This is a genomic window from Deltaproteobacteria bacterium (assembly GCA_020845775.1).
In the GTDB taxonomy this organism is placed as follows: Bacteria; Bdellovibrionota_C; UBA2361; order SZUA-149; family JADLFC01; genus JADLFC01.
Genome location: JADLFC010000081.1, coordinates 1 through 18,796, shown reverse-complemented (window position 1 = coordinate 18,796; position 18,796 = coordinate 1). Strand labels below are relative to the sequence as shown.

Genomic DNA, 18,796 nt, shown 5'->3' with positions numbered 1-18,796 from the left:
GTAGCCCAGTAGTGGTGTAATTATCTCGAAATTATTAGAAAAAAAGCTCTTTTACTCTCAGTCTTCTCGTTTGCTAGTAGAACCAGCGATAGGTAGCTCTATGCAAAACGTAGTGATAAATTTGTTAGTTTTTTCTAGCTTGATAGCTCCATTATGAGCTAAGACTATTTTTTTTGCCATGTATAGCCCTAGTCCACTTCCAGAAACATGGCTAGTGTTCTCACTGCGAAAGTGCTTGGAAAAAATTAGCTCTCTGTCTTCTTCTGGTATGCCGATGCCGTTATCGGAAATTTCTATTACTAGAACACTTTCTCGTGTCTTGCTCGAGATAGAAACACTTCCCCCTGGCTTGGAATACTTTATGGCGTTATCTAGGAGATTAATGATGACAGACGGAAAAATTGCTGGGTCTAATGCCACGTTTACATTGCATTCACTTAAGTCTAGGTGCAATGCAATTTCAGCCACCTCAAATAGTGGACTATACTCATCTATAATTTGTCTAATTAGTTCATTTGCCTCAACTATTACTGGGTGAACCTCTAACCTATTGCTTCTATCGCGCTGTGTGAGCAGCACAAGGTTCGTTTGCTGCAAGCCGTGAAGCAGAGAGCTTCGCATTTTCTTTAGTAAGATGGACAGATCGGCGGTCGGCGAAAGATGTTGCGCCCTAGAAATTAATTCTTGGTTTAGAAGCAAATATTGCTTCATGTTGTGAGCATAGAGATCCAAAATATCGCTATTTTCTTCACTTTCGCCCACTATGCTTGCAAATAGAGTTGTTAGTAAGGTAGACATGTGCCATCTCTTTGCTGGCTATTGTTTTTCTTATTTGGAAATTAAGAATCCTAATTGTGAAGCTGCATACTAGTCGAGTCATATTCAAAAACCAAGACTATAACTTGACAGCGTGTCGCATATATACGACAATATTAACATGGAAATAAAGGAGCGGAAAGTCACAACATTTGTGACAGGCAGTGGCAGGGCACCATATGAAGAATGGTTTGAGACTCTTAAAGATAAGCGCGCACAGGCCTTAGTATTAAGTCGTATTGATCGAGTTTGTCTCGGTAATTTTGGGAACTGTAAAAGTGTGGGCAATGGAGTTTATGAACTTAGAATTTATTACAGCTCGGGTTTGCGCATTTATTTTGGCTTAGAAGGTGAGCAAGTAGTGATTCTGCTCTGTGGAGGAGATAAGGGTTCTCAGAGAAAAGATATAGCTTACGCGCAAGAGCTTTGGATGGAGTATAAGAAAGATGCCAACAAAAAGTTATGACCAGTTTATGATTACAAAGCTTCAAGATTCGGAGCTTGCGGCTGAGTATTTATCTGTCGCACTGGAGCAGGGATCGGTAAATCAATTTCTTATTGCTTTAAGGAATGTTGCCGAGGCTCATGGAGGCATAGGAACATTATCTGATATTACGGATCTCAATCGGCAGAGCATGTATAAAATGCTTTCAGAGGAAGGTAATCCAACTTTGGCAAACCTGCTTGCGGTACTTCGAGCTTTGGGAATTAGTGTTAAGTTCACGCCGAGCGAGAGGGAAGCAGCCTAAAGTTAAGTAAGGCAATTTTTATACTTTTCAATTATTTTTTTGTGGTGGAGGTAAAACTTGGCTGTTTCAAATATTCGTCACGATTGGACACTTGCAGAAATTGAGCGCATTTATCGCACACCTTTTTCTGATTTAATCTATCAGGCACAAACTATTCACCGCGAAAATTTTTCGCCCAATGAATTACAGCGCTCAAGTTTGCTCTCGGTTAAAACGGGAGGCTGTAGTGAGGACTGTAAATATTGCCCCCAAAGTGCACACCACGATACCGGCCTTGAGCGCCACAAGTTACTCGATAAGTCGACGGTGTTAGAAAATGCCAAGGAAGCTAAGGCACATGGCTCCACGCGCTTTTGCATGGGAGCAGCTTGGAGAGAAGTTAGAGATGGGGCAGATTTTGATAGCGTTCTTGAGTTGGTGCAGGCAGTTTCTTCTTTGGGGTTAGAAGTTTGCTGTACTATGGGTATGCTAACCTTGGAGCAAGCAAAGCGCCTAAAAGCTTCTGGCTGTGACTACTACAACCACAACCTAGATACCTCGCCAGAATATTACGAAAATATCGTTACTACTCGCACTTATGAGGATCGGCTAAACACCATTAGCTCTGTGCGAAAGGCCGGCATTTCATTGTGTTGTGGCGGCATAATCGGCATGGGGGAGAGCGAAGGAGATAGATTGGGTCTACTTCGTGAGCTTGCAAATCAAGATCCTCATCCCGAAAGTGTGCCGATAAATTGCTTAGTTCGCGTTGAAGGCGTTCCTTTAGAAGCTGCCGAGCCGGTTCATCCATTGGATTTTGTTCGCGTAATTGCAACGGCAAGAATAATTATGCCAAAGTCCTTGATTAGACTCTCTGCTGGAAGAACCGAAATGAGCGATGAAACTCAAAGCTTGTGCTTTATTGCAGGGGCAAATTCCATTTTTGCAGGTGAAAAATTGCTTACCACTAAAAACCCTGGCGAAGATGCCGACTACAAACTCATGCAGCGCCTAGGTATGCATTTTAGAGAAGCTTAGAGATAGTCGGCAAAACCTCTTCAAGCTCAAGTTCTACGCGCTTAGATAAGCACTTGCGCTCGACAAACTCAACTTTGCCACTAGAAGCAAGTTTGCCCACGATAACCCTTAGGGGAATGCCTATTAGATCGGCATCGTTAAATTTGATTCCCGCCGAAACGCTTCTATCGTCGTATAATACGTCGATGTTTTCTGCTAGAAGTAGGCGATAAAGTTTATCCGCAACTTGGGCTTGAGCGTCATTCTTAGGATTAATGCAAATGAGATGCACTGCCCAAGGTGCAATTGCTAGAGGCCAAATCATTCCCTTGTCGTCGTGAGACTGTTCGATAGCTGCCGCTGCGACTCTCGAAACTCCAATTCCATACGTTCCCATTACAAAGCTTTTTGCTTGCCCATCGCTATCGACAAAAGTAGCATTCATGGCTTTAGAGTACTTTTCGCCCAATTTAAAAATGTGTCCAACCTCAATACCTCTAGTGGCTCTTAGCTTATGGGATGCGTTTTCGGCATTTCCGTTAATCGCCGTATCGCCAGCCTTGGCTAAGCCAATGTCGATGTAGTTTGACACAGAAAAATCGCGACCGATATTTACATTTACAAAATGAAAATCCTTTTCATTAGCACCGGTAGTGCCATTGCAAATGCCATCTATGCTGCTATCGGCAAGAACTAGGAGGTTTTTTGCTAACTTTACTGGCCCTAGAAACCCAATCTCAACGCCTGTTAGGTTTTTAACCTCTACGTCGCTTGCAAGCGAAACGCTTAGGCAGTTTAAATGGTTTTTAAGTTTTACCTCGTTAACTTCCCTATCGCCCCTGATTAATGTAACTAGAAATTCCTCCCTATCCTTGTAAATGGCCTTGTAAAGGAGGGTTTTTATGATTCTATCTGGATTTAGGCAATCGAAGAAGGCGCAGAGTTCCTCAATTGAGCGAACATTGGGAGTAGATACTTTTTGAATCGCTAGTGGCGATTCTCCCCGACTGGACGTGTTTGGTATAATTGACTCAGCCCTTTCTTGGTTTGCTGCGTATTCGAGCTCATCGCAGATCAGAAAAACATCTTCGCCTGTGGAAGCTGTAACGACGAATTCTTGGGAACAACTTCCTCCAATTGCGCCCGAATCGGCCTCTACTAGAATAAAAAGCAGTCCGCAGCGAGCAAATATTTTTGAATAAGCTTCCTTCATCGCTAAATAGCTGCGATTCATGCCTTCTTCGTCTGCATCGAAGGAATAGCCGTCCTTCATTATAAATTCTCTGCCGCGCATTAGTCCAAAACGAGGGCGAATTTCATCGCGGAATTTGTCCTGAATCTGGTAAAGGTTAACGGGTAGCTGTTTATAAGACTCAACGAAGTGCGAGACTAGTTTAGTCATTACTTCTTCGTGCGTGGGGCCTAAGCAAAGTTCGGCACTTTTGCGATCTTCCAGGTGAAACAATAGGCCGTCGTTTACGTATTGATCCCAGCGACCACTTTCTTCCCAAATAGTTTTTGGTTGAACCATGGCAAGCATAGCTTCTTCTGCTCCCGCTTTGCTCATTTCATCGCGAATTATTTGGGAAATTTTGTCCAAAACTCTTTTTAGTGGTGGAGTATAGGAATAGATGCCAGCAGCCAGTTTGTGTATAAAGCCGGCCTGCGCCAATAAGCGATGTGACACTACTTCGGCATCAGCTGGTGGATTTCTAAGTGTGTGTATGAATGCAATACTCTGTTTCATAAGTTGAAGAAGTATATTTAGCGTTTCGTTCTTTCGCAACTGCTCGGTTCATTCTCTCACTTGATATGGCTTTTTGTTAGCTACCTTGCTTGACAAACCACCGATGGGTGTTTAAACAAGAAGAGCTTATTTAGTTGAATGACTAAATTAGAGCTGTTTTTCGGCTTTATCTATAAATAGTTTCAATTATTATAGTATCTTAGGATTTTTATTTTAGGTCTAAGATATATGGGTAAATGCGTAAAACTTATGCAATGTTAAATAATTAAGGAAGGAGAGGCATTAACTATGTCAAAGAAACTACGTCCTTTGCATGACAGAATAATTGTTGAACGTCTTACTGAAGACGAAAAAACTGCTGGAGGAATTATAATTCCTGATTCTGCTAAGGAGAAGCCACAAAAGGGAAAGGTTGTAGCGGTTGGGAAGGGAAAGGTAGCAGAAGATGGTACTATTAGGCCACTAGACGTTAAGAGTGGAGATACTGTTCTATTTGGAAAGTATGCTGGTACTGAGATTAAGATAGACAACGAAGAGCGCCTCATTATGAGAGAGGACGACGTTTTGGCAGTAATCGAGTAAGAGCTGCTGCTAATAACTAGTGTTTATTTTAATTAGTAATATTTTAACCCATAAATAGGAGATTTTAATATAATGGGAGCGAAGATTCTTGAGTTTGGTCTCGATGCGCGAGACGAAATGCTAAGAGGTGTGAATGCTTTAGCAGATGCGGTTTCAGTGACCATGGGACCTCGTGGCCGCAATGTGGTTATTGAGAAATCGTTTGGTGGCCCAACTGTAACAAAGGATGGGGTTACCGTTGCTAAGGAAATTGAGATTGAAAACAAGTTTGAGAACATGGGTGCACAAATGGTTCGCGAGGTTGCATCCAAGACTTCTGACGTAGCTGGCGATGGAACGACTACAGCTACCGTGCTAGCGCGTTCTATCTTTAGAGAAGGTTCTAAGATGGTAGCCGCTGGGCATGATCCAATGAGCATTAAGCGCGGTATTGATAAGGCAGTTATTGCGGTAGTAAAGAAACTGCACTCTCTATCTCGCGAGACAAAGACTCAGGAAGAGATTGCGCAAGTTGGCACTATCTCGGCAAACAACGATCCTTTTATTGGGAAGATTATTGCTGAGGCTATGGAGAAAGTTGGTAAGGAAGGCGTAATTACTGTCGAGGAAGCAAAGAGCCTGGATACTACGCTTGAAGTTGTAGAAGGAATGCAGTTTGACCGAGGATTTCTTTCTCCTTACTTTGTAACCGATCCAGATCGCATGGAAGTGATACTTGACGATCCTTACATTCTCATTAACGAGAAGAAGGTAAGCAGCATGAAGGATCTTCTTCCAATTCTCGAAACAGTAGCTCGCTCTGCAAGGCCGCTATTGATTATCGCAGAAGATATAGAAGGAGAGGCGCTCGCCACTTTGGTCGTAAACAAGATTCGTGGAACTTTGATGGTTGCGGCCGTAAAAGCTCCTGGTTTTGGCGATCGCAGAAAGGCAATGTTAGAGGATATCGCTACGTTGACGGGTGGAAAGTTCGTTAGCGAAGATTTAGGCATTAAGCTAGAGAGCCTAGACATCGATAGCCTTGGCCGTGCTAAGAGAGTAGTTATCGACAAGGACAACACTACGATTATCGATGGTGCTGGTGAGAAGGCTAAGATCGAAGGGCGAGTAAAACAGATTCGCACTCAGATTGACGAGACCACTAGCGACTACGATAGAGAAAAGCTACAAGAGAGATTAGCAAAGCTCGTCGGCGGTGTTGCAGTAATTAACGTCGGTGCTGCTACCGAGCTAGAGATGAAGGAGAAGAAGGCACGAGTTGAGGATGCCCTGCATGCTACTCGCGCTGCTGTAGAAGAGGGCGTAGTTACTGGCGGGGGCGTTGCGCTATTGCGAGCATTAGACGCACTTAACGATGTAGAAGCTAATGACGAAGAAAAGGTAGGAATTCAGATCGTAGCTCGTGCGCTCGAAGCTCCTATCCGCACTATCGTTACTAATGCTGGCCATGAAGCTTCGATTATTGTCGACAAGGTTCGCAATGCTAAAGGCAGCATTGGATTTAATGCCGCTACAGAGCAGCTAGAAGACCTAAGCAAAGCTGGCGTTATCGACCCAACCAAGGTAGTTCGCAGCGCGTTGCAGAATGCTGCTTCTGTTGCTGGACTGATGTTGACTACAGAGGCCTTAATCGCCGATAAGCCAGACCAGAAGGAGGCTGGCGCCGGTGGTGCTGGTGCTGCTGGCATGGGTGGTATGGGCGGCATGGGCGGTGGAATGATGTAATTCTATTTGCTGATGTCATGAACAGCGAACCGAGCGATAGGCATAAACCTTATCGCTCGGTCCTAAAAAGGGCCAAATTTATTTGGCCCTTTTTTATTGGCGTTGCGCCGTGGATTCTTGGCGGCGTCTTGCTCGGCGTTTCCTTTCTTTGTCCCAGCACGGTTTATAGTGCCTTCTTAGGTTGGTCATTTAGTCTGTTCTTTGCGACTCTCTATTTAATTGACGAGAGGCCGGCTTACTGCAAGCTTTTTTCTTTTGGTTTAGCTGCTCATATTACTACCTTTCACTGGTTAGCTAAGGTAATTTCCGTATTTGGAGAGTTTTCTGGTTTTTCATCTGCGATTCTTTTAATTTTATTTTCGGCTGTTTCGTCCTTTCAATTTGTAGCGATGAATGCCGTTTATCGTGGTTTAAGGCGGAACGCTTTTTTACTGCGCTATCAACTGTGTTTACCTTGTGCTTGGTTGCTGGCGGAAATAACGGTGCCAAAATTAGTGCCGTGGATGTTGGGACATACGCAGATTCGTTTCTCGTTGCTAGCGCAATTTGCGGATGTGGCAGGGGTGTCGCTCATTAGTTGGGTGATGCTTTGGTGTAGTAGTTGTTTAGTTTTTTTTATTAGAAGCCTGCTTTTACATCAAAGACAAGCAATTAATATAGGTAGCACATTGGCAGCAGCTATTAGTTTTTCACTCATTCTCGTTTATGGCTACATTCGAATTCAGCAAGTTAACGCAGCGGTTAATGCTTCTCCCAGTATTTCTTTACTCGTCATTCAGGGGAACTTGGATCCGTTGCGAGATTTTCATGCTAACAAAAAGGACATCAACATAGAAAAATACCGCCAGCTTTCAATTTCCTACATGCGCGACAAAGATGTTGACTTGTTGATTTGGCCCGAATCGAGTGTTGGGCATGATTACTTTGGTAGTGATGAAATTATCAACAAAGGTTCATCTCGAGATCCGTTCCCAGAACGCACAATGCCGATTATTTTTGGCGGTCAGACTCGTGTACTAAAATATCGTGATGGGAAGGACGCTTATTACAACAGCGCGTATCTCTTGGGCACTAATGGAGCGATTAAGGGAGTCTATCACAAGAATATTTTGTTTCCCTTTTCGGAGCGCATGCCACTTAGCGATTTGTTCCCAGTTTTAGAGAATCTACATCAAAAGAAGTTCATTATGCTTTCTGGAGGAGAAAGCAAACCATTAGAAATTAGGCTAACGGCATCTTCAGGTGAGCTAGTTGATTTAAAAATAGCGACTATAATTTGTTACGAAGATATGTGGACAAAGCCTTTTCGGGATATGGTGAGCAAGGAAGGCGCAAATTTATTGTTGGTGCTTTCAAATGATAATTGGTTCTTGCAATCGGTTGCATCACAGCAGCATCATTTAGTGGCTTCATGGCGTGCTATTGAAAACCGTAGATATTTGGTGCGAGCGACTAATAATGGAATTACAGCCGTTATTAATCCACTAGGAGAAACTATACACTCATTGCCGCCTTTTTTGCATTCCGGACTGTACGAATCGAATATACATGTTGTTGATATAAAATCGCCGTTCCACTTCATATCGCTACTTTTTTGATAGGCCAGCGTGGTATACCGTTTCCAAAAAGTAAGTTAAATATTTTACTTTTTGGAAACGGTATTTGTTGTTTATTGGCAAGTGCATACGCACTTGCTGTTTATACCATTTACAAAAAGGATTTTTGTAAATGGTATAAAGTGACTTGTTGGTAAACTACTGTTTAATGATAAGTTACTTTACGCTTTTAATTAACGGTGTTAGAGGATCTCTGTATAGGAAGTAACTCGGTAGTTAAGTGACTGTAGCGATCGCATTTAATAAACGATCATTTAAGTAAAAGGAGTTTTATTATGAACACTGGTAAATGGTTTTCTAAAAGTACTTTCGCATTATTTGCGTTTCTTTTTGCGTTTCCCCAGGTCGTATTTGCAGCGGGGTTTGTAACTATGGGTTCTAGTCCATCGGTAGAAGGTGGTTCAACTGTTTCTTCGGGCCAAGTTTTTTCGCTTCAAGTTGAGGCAGATCGCAGTTATGCCTGTACCGTTTTGGGAGATGGCACTGGAACAAACTTAGATTTGAGTGACACACTTAGTTACTCAGGTGGTACGTTAACTGGTAGATTTACTGGCAACATGACTCCAGTAGTTACCGAGGAGGGGACTCTTGGAGATAATAGGCTATCATTTACACCTACAGTGTCTGGTCTTCATACTATGACTTTAACTAACGCTGAGAGTGGCGGCGAGAATGCTAAGATCGAGTGCCAGGAGACGACTCTGTACGGCGGCTATAACACTAACGTAAGTGATTTTAACTTTCTTGAGTTGTTAAATACCACGAACGATACGGTTACTGCATTGGTTACTGCGATAAATTTTGATGGCACTGTGGTGATTGATCAGCAGAGCGTAAGCATCGCGGCAAATCGCAGAGCTGACGTTGACATACACACAGCGGCAGGTGCAAATAAGTTTGGCTTAATTATGGTCTCTCACAATGGGCCATTTGGAGCTTTGCAAGGTAGGGTTTCTATGTATTCTGGAACTACAAGCTCGTTTACGTTGGATGCATCAGTGGACCTCAATACTCGTGAGCAAGTTCTTTAATAAGAGCATTTTAGTTTGCACAGCTCTTTGTGGAGTTGCTTTTTTCTTGGCTCTCTCGATTAGTCCACAATCGAGAGAGCCAGAGGAGAGCACTAGGGCTGTTGCTGTTAAGCCGGTTGTTGTTGACGATGCCACGGGGTTCGATGGTACAGGAAGTAGTGCAAGTGATGAATTACCTGCCGCGGCTTCTTCCGTTCGAGATCTTGCGGTTGGTGTAAACGAGCCTGAGGTGGTAGTGGGACATGGCTTTGTGCCAGCCGTTGAGAACCAAAATACGGTCGACACTTCAGAAGTTGTCGTTAATGGCGTTCAAAAGATTTTTCCTTCTTCCAAGTTCGATTCTGCTAATAGTAATAGTTTAACAAGTCAATCTGTATCGCATCATTCGCAGGATGAGATTTTGGGTTTAGAAGACGTTGACGAAGAAGGCACTGACGACGCCTTAATCGAGGCCTTTAGGAATAGGGATTGGCCTGTTTCAAGGCGCTTTACGCCGGAAAATCTTAGGCGCGGCAAGGAAGAAGCTCTTAAGTTGGCCAAGCGCCACGAAGAAGTCATGCAGGAAAACAGGCGCAAGGAGGAAGAAAGACTTAAACAGGCGCCACCGCCAGTTGATCCTTATCTTGAATTGAGGCAAACACCTGGACAGGCCTTACCCCCTGATTCAGTCGAACACCAAGAAGAACGAGCGGCTCGTTTGCAGTCTTACATTGAAAACGCTGCGGTTTCGGCATCTAATAGGTAGGTTGTTTTAATAGGAAGTGCTTGAGCGATTGAGTATGACTGTGTTAGGTGTATTCGGTTGCTCGGTGAATTGAAATTGTTGAGAGAGTGGTGGTTGTGTTTGTTAATTGAGGCGGAGACATGTGCTTGCAAGTAGTTAGTGGGAAATTTTTTTAGCATTTGCTCTTAGAAGTTAACTTTGTAAAAAGGTGAATAGGGAATCATGATAGGAGTTTACGTTCTTACCACAATTCTTTCTTATTTCTTTCCAGTGTTTCCAGCCCTGGCGAACTCTGAGCCTGTAGAAGTCGCTGTTTCTTTTGATGACTTAAATGGTCTTGGCGAAGGTGCAAAGGTATTGGCTGATGGTCAGTGGGTAGGTGTTGTAAGTGATGTATTGCATTCCGAGAGCGATGCAGAAATTGGCGCGGTCAATAGCAATGGTGACAGCGGGGACGAAATTCAAGTCAGCGTAAAGATTAACCCGCTTTATCGCGATGTTCTTAAGCGTGGCACAGTTGGCCTCATTATGTCGCAGGTTTCGGTTTTTAAGGATAGCCCGGAAACTGTAGTAGAGTTGATAGTTCCTAAGAGTTCAAAACAAAACAAAGCGCTTGCCAAGGGAGAGGTAATAAAGGGTTACTCCTCTTATCTGGATTTTTGGGCGGCTAGCTAAAGAAGCTAAACAAAAAAATCAGTCATTTTTTTTTATTTCGACGATAATGCTACGCATGTGGTTTGTTAGAGGTGCGTTTTTTATAGGGAAGTTTTTTGTGCATGTCATCGTCGAAAAAAGAACTTGCAACTTTGTATGGCTTGGCTAGTAAAGTTGATTTACTTGCCAATAAATGGGATTTAGGCTCTGAGAAGGAGGCATGGCGACGTCTTGCGTCTTGCTCCTCAAGCGAAGCGAGGACACTAGTGCCATTGGAGCTAGCGGAAAGGTTTTGCGTATTGCCGCTTGCAGTTGTGTCTCAGTCAGCGCATCTAAGCATTTTTACCGCAGTTTTTCCCGAACCTTTCGATCTGGATATATTTCAGCAATTGCGGTTTGTCGTAAACATGGAAATAGAGGCAGAGTGCTATCATCGAGAAGTAATAATGCGCGCCATTCAGGCGGCTTATCGGCAAGATCGGAGCATCTTAGATAGCGCCTTAGAGAAAAGCAAATCTGCCGTCTGTAAAAGTTTAAACAATTATTCTGAAAATGCCGAAGTTAGAGCGGTTACGGATAGTCCTATACCTAAATTGCTCGAGACTATTATCGATCGAGGAATTGCGCTAGGGGCGTCTGATGTGCATTTCGATCCGACGGAAGAGAGAACTGCAATAGTTAGATATAGGATTGATGGGATACTTAGAACCGAGAGTGACTTTTTTCTTAACCCGCTTATTGCAAAAAATATTGCTAGAAGAATAAAGGTTTTAGCGGGGTTAGATATTACTAATGATGTCACTCCGCAGGATGGAGGGTTTAGCTTTAGCACGGTCGGCAGTCAATACAGGATTCGCGTTTCCCTGGTTTCTACTGTTAATGGCGAAAAGATTGTATTGCGACTTTTGGATCAGGCTGCTTTTGTAAGTGATTTTGATAGCTCTGATTCGCGGAGTTTTTTTTCTTCTCTTGGGCTTACCGATGAGCAGAGCGATATGCTTCGGTCTCACTTAGTTGTAGGAGGTGGAACAATTATTTCCTCTGGACCAACTGGCAGTGGAAAATCAACTCTTTTGCATAGAGCGTTAATCTATCTTAAGCAAAAACCATTAAACATCATTACTATCGAAGAGCCGGTGGAGCGAAAAATTAGTGGTGTTAACCAAGTGGAGGTATGCGCAGATAAAGGACTTGGATATGCACAGCTCCTAGGAAAATTATTGCGGCAAGACCCGGATATTTTGATGGTGGGCGAAATTAGAGACGAGCAGACCGCTCATCTGGCCTTAACCGCCGGTATTACTGGGCATCTAGTTTTGAGTACAGTGCATTGCTCTAGTTGCATAGAAGTGTTTCAGCGCTTGAGGCAATTGGGTGTGCCTTTAGATTTGATGCTGACTTCTTTAAAGTTAGTTATTAACCAACGTCTGATAGCGCGAAGTTGCGCGGATTGTGCCGTGCGAATAAAACCTTCACCTGTGCTAGGGCGTATTTTTGAACTCGACAGTAATATTTTGGTTGTTAGCAAGTGTTTAGGTTGTAGAAATTGCCAATATACTGGTGTTATTGGGCGCTTAGGGGTATTTGAACTGCTGCCACTTACTGCTGCAATAAAGAACTTCTTATGTCAAGAATCTATGTCTCAGGGTGGCGCAGTGGCACTAAAAGATTACGGTGGCTTCAATTCTCTTCGAAGACTAGCCTTTTCCGAAGGTTATAGGCCCTATGCCTATCAGGTAAGAGACGCTCTTTCTCGCGAATTAATATCGCAATGCGCTGCGCTTGAAGCGATTGGAATTTCGCCCGAAATCTTGGAGATGTCGGGAAACTAGTGATTTACTAACATTGATAGTAGGCTCAAAATATTAAGTGCGAGAAGGTATTAGTCGATTACCTTTTCATGCTGAATTTAACTAATAAAAACTCGGCTGCGAAGGGAGCTGCGTCCTGGAGTAGTCAAAAGAACGACATAGAAGTCTGCCATCGCAAGCTATTGCAATGCTTGGAAATGGTTCAGGTTTTGGTAGATAGAGCACAAACCTGCGAATCTAGGGTATGTTTGCTCGTCTTAGAGGAAGATCTGGACTCGCTGTTAAATGAAGCTGAGGATCACCTGTTTCTTGACAAGGATGTCGAACATTTTAGTTTTTTGTCCTTTGTTAGTCGAAGTGATACGGTAATTAAAGAAGCCGTAAGTATAATATCGACTAGCAATTGTGCTTAACTGATATATTAGCTTACCTTCAGCAACAAGAATAATAGCCCTCGCGATCGTCTGAAGGATTAATGCAAGAAACTAGCACTCCATTTAAAAAAACTAACGACCAGCTACCGTCGCATCTAGCGTTGCCGGCTGAGGTAATCATTAGGCACGGCTGTTCAAGTGAAACTGAAGACAGCGAATTGGCAATTGCTAAAGAGTTAAATGTTTCGCCAGTATTGGCGAGAATCCTGGTCAGTCGCTCCATCGCTACTGTCGCAGACGCGAGGAATTTTTTGTATCCCAATTTGCGCAGTCACTTGCCCGATCCGAGCGAAGTCAAGAATATAGAGAAGGCTGCTCGGCTTCTGCTAGAAGCGGTTGAAGATAATACGTTAATAACAATTTATTGCGATTTCGATGTCGACGGGCTCAGTGCGGGCGCGCAGCTTTATCTATACTTAGTTAGTTTGGGTGCTAAGGTTAACTATTATACGCCGAATCGCTTTGCCGAAGGATATGGCTTAGTAAGTTCGGCAATTGAAAAATGTGTTCGCGGGGGCACTGGTTTATTGGTTGCGGTCGATTGCGGTGTGACGAGTGAAAGGGAATTGGCGTACGCAAAAAAATTAGGACTAAAGACCATTGTGCTTGACCATCATCAAATGCACGCCTTGCCCCCTGCTGATATTTTAATAGATCCTGTGCAAGACGGTTGTCCCTTTGGAAAGCATCAGTTGTGTGCGGCAGGCCTCGTATGGATGTTGTTGATAGTCTTGCGCAAGGAAGTGAGCGTCCGTTGGAAGGAAAAGCTTGAATCAAAGGGCCTCAATGTTCCTGATCCGAAAGACTTTCTAGATCTCGCAGTTTTGGGGACCATATGCGATATGGTTCCTCTTACGGGGCTAAATCGGCTGATAGCTCATAGAGGTATAGAGGCGCTACGCAATACTAGCCGTCCTGGATTAATAGCACTAAAAGAAGTTGCAAGTGTTTCCAAAGGCAGATTAAACGCTGGGCACGTGTCGTTTGCAATGGGGCCACGTATTAATGCGGCTGGCAGGTTAGATGATGCTAGTCAAGTTTTTGAGCTGTTGACTACTGGGAACGCCAATAGAGCGAAATCTCTTGCGCAGTGTGTTAGTAAGTTAAATGACAAACGCAAAGCTATCGAAGAAGACATGAGGCTTGCTTGTCTTGAAATGATTGCCAAAGAGGAGCGTTTTAGGGACGTTCCAGCCTTTGTGTTGTTTGGCGAGGATTTTCACTTAGGTGTTGTTGGCATTGTGGCGCAGCGGGTAGTCGAGCATTTTAATCGCCCAGCTGCGGTGATGGGTTATGGTGAGACGGAATGTAGAGACGGTAGAAAGTTGATTATTCGTGGATCTGTGCGCAGCATTAAGGGTTTCGATGTAGCTCATGTCTTGCAGCGGTTAGACAGCATTTTACTTAAGCATGGGGGCCACGCTGCTGCAGGCGGTTTTTCGTTATTGCCGGAGAATTTGGAGAAATTCGAGACTGAATTTGTGGCGTTGGCTAGGGCGCTGATTACTTCAGAAATGTCTAAGAGGACTAGGATTGCAGATGTTCAGGTTACTTTTGATGAGTTAACTTTTGAGCTTGTCGATCAGCTGCGAATGTTAGAACCATACGGCATACAAAACCCTCCGCCTCTGCTAGTTACGGAGGGCGTTATGGTTGAGTCGGTTCAAAGTCTTGCCAATGGACATTTGAAACTAAGATTGAGCGATGGCAGCAATAGCCTCTTTGCCCTCGCCTGGCGCTTCCAAGGCCATCCGTTATTGGTTAAAGGAAAGAAGGTAAACATAGCTCATCACCCTGAGATTAATTCTTATGGTGGGGTATCAAGTGTGCAACTTAATGTTAAAGAGGTTTGGCGGTAACGCTAAGGGTTTTTTGGCTATAAGTGGTAATTTGCGGATGAGCTAAGGGAAGAGCGGCAGAGAAGCCAAGGAACAACCTCTTATGAGTCCCTCCGCACTTCTTTTCGAGATTTTTTTTAGACGCGCCCGCTGGCGTTTTGTGATTCTTGTCTTTTCCTTAATGAGTTGTTTTTTGGGACTATGTAGTCCCTTTTTGCAGCAAATTTTTATCGATCGCATCGTTGGTGTTCGCCAAAGTAGCGGATTGCTTTCTCAGTTCTACGCATTTGATCTTCACCCACTTTTGTTGCTTATGTTTTCCTTTTTCACCTTCGCGTTTGGGCAAGGCTTCTATTTTGCCTCTTCTTTTTTTGGTCAGCGCGAGGCCATTGAATTCCAACAATATCTCTCGCGGCGAATCTACAAGAAGACACTTGAGCTTCGCCACGAGAATCTCACGGGGAGAGGGGGAGGAGATCTCATAGCCCTTTATGCTACCGACGTGGCGGCGGCTACAATTTTTTTGGATCAGACGCTGGCAAATGGCGCATCCGCACTTTTTCCCATTCTCTTTGCACCTGTGGCGCTCTATTTTCTTTTCGACCTTCCTCTCGGTGGAATTTTGTCGTCTATTCTGCTCGTTTTTGTCATTAGCTCCGTCTTTGCTCAAAGACAGTCACGGTTTTTTACGAAATTTAAGCAACTGGCAGCTGAACGCATAGCCGTTGTCAATGAGTGGGTACTCAATATTCGAAGCTTGAGAATTCTGGGATGGACTGAGCCTTTCGAAGCGAAGATACGTGCCAAAAGGGAGGAGGAGGTCAACAACCGCATAGCGATGGTGACCAATGGACAATCTATGACTTCTCTGTCTTCAACTGCTACATTTTTTATCAACTTGGTTGCTCTTTACACACTGACGCGGTCACAGTCGAATTTCTCACCTGGGCAAGTTTTAAGCCTCCTATGGATCTTGGGTGTTTTTTTAAATAGACCCTTTCGCCAACTTCCCTGGTTTTTTACGATGAGTTTCGACGCGTGGACCTCGATACAACGGATCTGTGCGTTCTTATCATTGAGGAATTCGACCAAGAGATTAACTTCTATAATCCAAAGCGTTGAGCCGAATTGCGACGTGACCAATACGCGGATAAGAGTCACTGGTCTTTGCCTTTCTTCTGGCGGAAAGGAGATATTGAAAGATATTGATTTAGCAATTGAGCCTTGCGAATTTGTAGCCATCGTCGGAGAGGTAGGAAGTGGCAAATCCCAGCTCCTTCTTGCGCTAATGGGGGAGACAAATGCCACCATGTCAACTTATGACATAGGAGGCAAATCGGTTCTGGGATTACCACAGGAGCAGATTTGCAGGTATTTTGGTTACATTCCCCAAGAACCATTCATTATGAGTGCAACCCTTAGTGAAAATGTAATTTTTAACTATGCTGCTGACGAGGGAGAAGCCGGCAATAGCGATAAGGTTCAACAATCCCTTACTGCCGCGCACTTTTGCCCTAGGCAGGAGCAACTCCCTCAGGGTCTAGAAACGGAGATAGGTGAACGTGGGGTTAACCTCTCTGGTGGGCAACGACAACGAGTCGCGCTCGCACGAGCTGACTATTTTGATCGCCCCATTCTTCTACTGGATGACCCACTTAGTGCGATTGATGTGCGGGTAGAGAATTTTTTGACCCATGACTTGTTGCTGGGTCGTTGGAAGGACAGGACGCGCCTTCTTGTAACTCACCGGCATTCTGTATTAGACAAAGTCGACCGGATCCTCTTTTTGAGTGAGGGGAAGATAGTAGCTCAAGGATCCCTAAAGGATCTCACGGCCAACTCGCCAGCGTTTCGCGAATTCGTCAAAGCTCTCATTACGTCCAAATCGAACCCTTTGCCCTCTCAATTATCTGGCTATTCCGAAATGAAGGAATTTAGTCCATGAGCAACCGTCAGCAATTTATCACGGACGAGCACCATTTTAGCGGCAAATACAGTAGACGCCTTCTTCAAACACTCCATGCTAGTTATCAGCCTTTCTTGTTGCCCCTTGTGGGCTTTATGTTTTTAGGATTTGTTGCTCGTCTCCTGTTTTTATCTAACGCAAACCTTATTGGTTATTGGATCGATGGCCAGTTCACGAAGGAACATTCATCAGACTGGCTTCGGATCTCGAATTGGGCACGCAACTGGAATGCTCAGGATTTTCTTGCAGTTCTCTTACTACTAAACGTGAGCGGATTTATTCTTATATTAGTCTATCGGATTTGCTTTTCACGCCTCTCCTGCAAAGCCGTTAGCCGGCTTTATGATGAGGTAACATACCGCACATCGAGGTATTCGATCTCTTTTTTTGACCGCACGCCTACGGGCCGGGTGGTTACCAGGTTTGCCAGTGACTTTAACAATGTCTTTAGGATCTTTGGTGGGCCATTGGCTGAGTTTCTTAGCATTGTTTTTGATATGGTTGCTATAATTGGGCTTATTACCCTAGCGCACCCGATCTATCTCGCAATTATTGGTGTGATTGCAACCGGAGACTATCTCGTCTATCGGTTGCATAGAGATTCATTGCGCCGTGAGCGACGCTCATTAGCCTTTTTTCGAGCACCCTCAATCGCTCATTTTGCAGAAAGCCTTCTAGGCGTTCGCAGTATTCGCACCTACTTACGCCAATCAACTTTTGAAAACCGTTTTGCTCGATTAGATAATGAATTCTCTACACAAAAGCTCAAAACTTTTCAGAAGGTAACTCTATTTGCTTACAAGATGAACATAGTTTCAGGGCTTTTCTTGCTTTTTACCGGAGTGTTCGCCTTTTATTTACAGAGCAGGGGGATTGTAAGCGTTGGTTCCATAGGAGTAGCGATTACTTTTGTTACCATAATGAGCAATACATTGCAGATTTTCTTTGAATGGCTAGCCCAGCTTGAAGAAGCTCTAACGGGCATTGAGCGCCTTGATCAATACTTGCACCAACCGATCGAATCGGGCGGGTTATTGCCGAAGGTTGCCGAGTTTCCTACGGAACACTGGGGAGCTCCCTCTTCGAATATGCCGTTGCCACTAAGTCAGGACTCGAAATTCGTTGTTCCAACTGCCGCCCAAATTACTGTTTCTAACCTGTGGTTTCGCTATCAGCCTCATTTGCCATGGGTGTTAAAGGGGATTAGCTTTACGGTAGCAGCTGGCGAAAAACTCGGTGTCGTGGGTAGAACGGGAAGTGGTAAATCATCGCTTGTGCAAGCTCTTTTCTACCTCTATCCATTTGAACGTGGTGAAATAAGTGTCAATGGCTTGGCCCCGCTCCTTAACGCTTCCGAGACCACACAACCGAACCGAATCTATCTTCACACCTACCGAAAGTATTTTTCGCTCATTACTCAAGAACCGGTTCTCTTCAATGCCAGTCTCAGAGAGAATTTGCTCATGGGAACGATTGGCGTGTCTGATGACGAACTTCTTCTTTCCGCACTCGATAGGGTAGGGCTACTTGATTGGCTTGAGGCGCAAGCTGAGGGACTGGATTTTATGATTCAAGAGAAAGGACGAAACATTTCTCAAGGAGAAAAACAGAAAATCTGTATGGCACGTTCTCTATTACAAGATTGTCCCGTGGTTATTTTTGACGAAGCCACCTCAGCCGTAGATCCACAGAACGAGGAGATGATGGTCAAAGCCAGCAACGATTTCTTCCGCCACCGCACTCAAATTATCATTGCTCACCGACTCTCAACGCTCGAACGCTGCACACGCACTCTATGGCTGGAAGAAGGACAGATCAGGATGATTGGACCAACTCAAGAAGTTCTTTCACAGTTTGAATCTGGGTTTACTAAAGTATCAAATACACGCCAATAACGACTACGTTGGCTCAGCATGTGCGGATTCTAACGTGTGTAAGTTTTCTAAAAAGAGGGGCTAGTGAGGGGGGGGCTAGTGTATATCAACTTTTTTCCCTGTAGCCGAAATGAGCATAGAAAATCCATTTAGAGAAACAATATTGGACTATTTGAAGCCCGCATTGAGGGTAATCGCGATGGAATTCCTTCATTTCGCACCATCTCTGTCCT

16 protein-coding genes are annotated in these 18,796 nt (G+C 44.1%); 14 read left to right on the top strand and 2 right to left on the bottom strand.

Annotated features, from left to right (window positions below):
- Positions 1-57 precede the first annotated feature (57 nt).
- Entirely contained in the window at positions 58-798 is a 741-nt protein-coding gene (locus tag IT291_05185) for a HAMP domain-containing histidine kinase (protein ID MCC6220621.1), read from the bottom strand.
- 139 nt (positions 799-937) lie between these two features.
- Here IT291_05185 and IT291_05180 point away from each other — a divergent pair, with 139 nt between their 5' ends.
- Genes IT291_05180 through bioB form a run of 3 tightly spaced genes read left to right on the top strand, consistent with a single transcriptional unit; the run spans position 938 to position 2,582 of the window.
- A complete protein-coding gene (locus IT291_05180; protein MCC6220620.1) occupies positions 938-1,282 on the top strand; it encodes a type II toxin-antitoxin system RelE/ParE family toxin in 345 nt (114 codons plus the stop codon).
- Complete coding sequence (locus IT291_05175; protein MCC6220619.1) at positions 1,263-1,565, top strand: putative addiction module antidote protein; 303 nt, start codon at positions 1,263-1,265, stop codon at positions 1,563-1,565. Before IT291_05180 ends, IT291_05175 begins: the two co-directional genes overlap by 20 nt.
- A gap of 57 nt (positions 1,566-1,622) precedes the next feature.
- The gene (bioB, locus tag IT291_05170) at positions 1,623-2,582 is read left to right on the top strand and encodes a biotin synthase BioB (protein ID MCC6220618.1); all 960 of its coding nucleotides are present in this window, start codon (positions 1,623-1,625) and stop codon (positions 2,580-2,582) included.
- On the opposite strand, the gene IT291_05165 is transcribed toward bioB, so the two are convergent.
- Positions 2,569-4,308, bottom strand: a complete 1,740-nt coding sequence (locus IT291_05165; GenBank protein MCC6220617.1) for a proline--tRNA ligase — start codon at positions 4,306-4,308, stop codon at positions 2,569-2,571. The two genes, bioB and IT291_05165, sit on opposite strands and share 14 nt — an antisense overlap.
- A 288-nt stretch (positions 4,309-4,596) precedes the next feature.
- Here IT291_05165 and groES point away from each other — a divergent pair, with 288 nt between their 5' ends.
- From groES to IT291_05110, 11 genes are all read left to right on the top strand, one after another.
- Positions 4,597-4,890: a co-chaperone GroES gene (gene groES / locus IT291_05160; GenBank protein MCC6220616.1), complete on the top strand. Its 294-nt coding sequence runs from the start codon at positions 4,597-4,599 to the stop codon at positions 4,888-4,890.
- A 72-nt stretch (positions 4,891-4,962) separates the two neighbouring features.
- Positions 4,963-6,615 (top strand): chaperonin GroEL, encoded by a 1,653-nt coding sequence (groL, locus tag IT291_05155; GenBank protein MCC6220615.1) that lies wholly within the window; start codon positions 4,963-4,965, stop codon positions 6,613-6,615.
- A gap of 17 nt (positions 6,616-6,632) precedes the next feature.
- On the top strand, positions 6,633-8,213 hold the full coding sequence (gene lnt, locus IT291_05150; protein ID MCC6220614.1) for an apolipoprotein N-acyltransferase: 1,581 nt from the start codon (positions 6,633-6,635) through the stop codon (positions 8,211-8,213).
- Positions 8,214-8,506: 293 nt separating this feature from the next.
- On the top strand, positions 8,507-9,262 hold the full coding sequence (locus IT291_05145; protein ID MCC6220613.1) for a hypothetical protein: 756 nt from the start codon (positions 8,507-8,509) through the stop codon (positions 9,260-9,262).
- Entirely contained in the window at positions 9,246-10,007 is a 762-nt protein-coding gene (locus tag IT291_05140) for a hypothetical protein (protein MCC6220612.1), read from the top strand. The genes IT291_05145 and IT291_05140 overlap by 17 nt, the downstream gene beginning before the upstream one ends.
- 201 nt (positions 10,008-10,208) lie before the next feature.
- Complete coding sequence (locus IT291_05135) at positions 10,209-10,661, top strand: hypothetical protein (GenBank protein ID MCC6220611.1); 453 nt, start codon at positions 10,209-10,211, stop codon at positions 10,659-10,661.
- A gap of 101 nt (positions 10,662-10,762) precedes the next feature.
- Positions 10,763-12,472 carry a type II/IV secretion system protein gene (locus tag IT291_05130; GenBank protein ID MCC6220610.1) on the top strand — a complete coding sequence of 570 codons (1,710 nt, stop codon included), beginning with the start codon at positions 10,763-10,765 and terminating at the stop codon, positions 12,470-12,472.
- Between the two features lie 68 nt (positions 12,473-12,540).
- Positions 12,541-12,864: a hypothetical protein gene (locus IT291_05125; protein ID MCC6220609.1), complete on the top strand. Its 324-nt coding sequence runs from the start codon at positions 12,541-12,543 to the stop codon at positions 12,862-12,864.
- A 62-nt stretch (positions 12,865-12,926) separates the two neighbouring features.
- Complete coding sequence (gene recJ, locus IT291_05120; protein ID MCC6220608.1) at positions 12,927-14,744, top strand: single-stranded-DNA-specific exonuclease RecJ; 1,818 nt, start codon at positions 12,927-12,929, stop codon at positions 14,742-14,744.
- A gap of 82 nt (positions 14,745-14,826) precedes the next feature.
- On the top strand, positions 14,827-16,668 hold the full coding sequence (locus IT291_05115) for an ABC transporter ATP-binding protein (protein ID MCC6220607.1): 1,842 nt from the start codon (positions 14,827-14,829) through the stop codon (positions 16,666-16,668).
- On the top strand, positions 16,665-18,584 hold the full coding sequence (locus IT291_05110) for an ABC transporter ATP-binding protein (protein MCC6220606.1): 1,920 nt from the start codon (positions 16,665-16,667) through the stop codon (positions 18,582-18,584). Before IT291_05115 ends, IT291_05110 begins: the two co-directional genes overlap by 4 nt.
- Positions 18,585-18,796 lie beyond the last annotated feature (212 nt).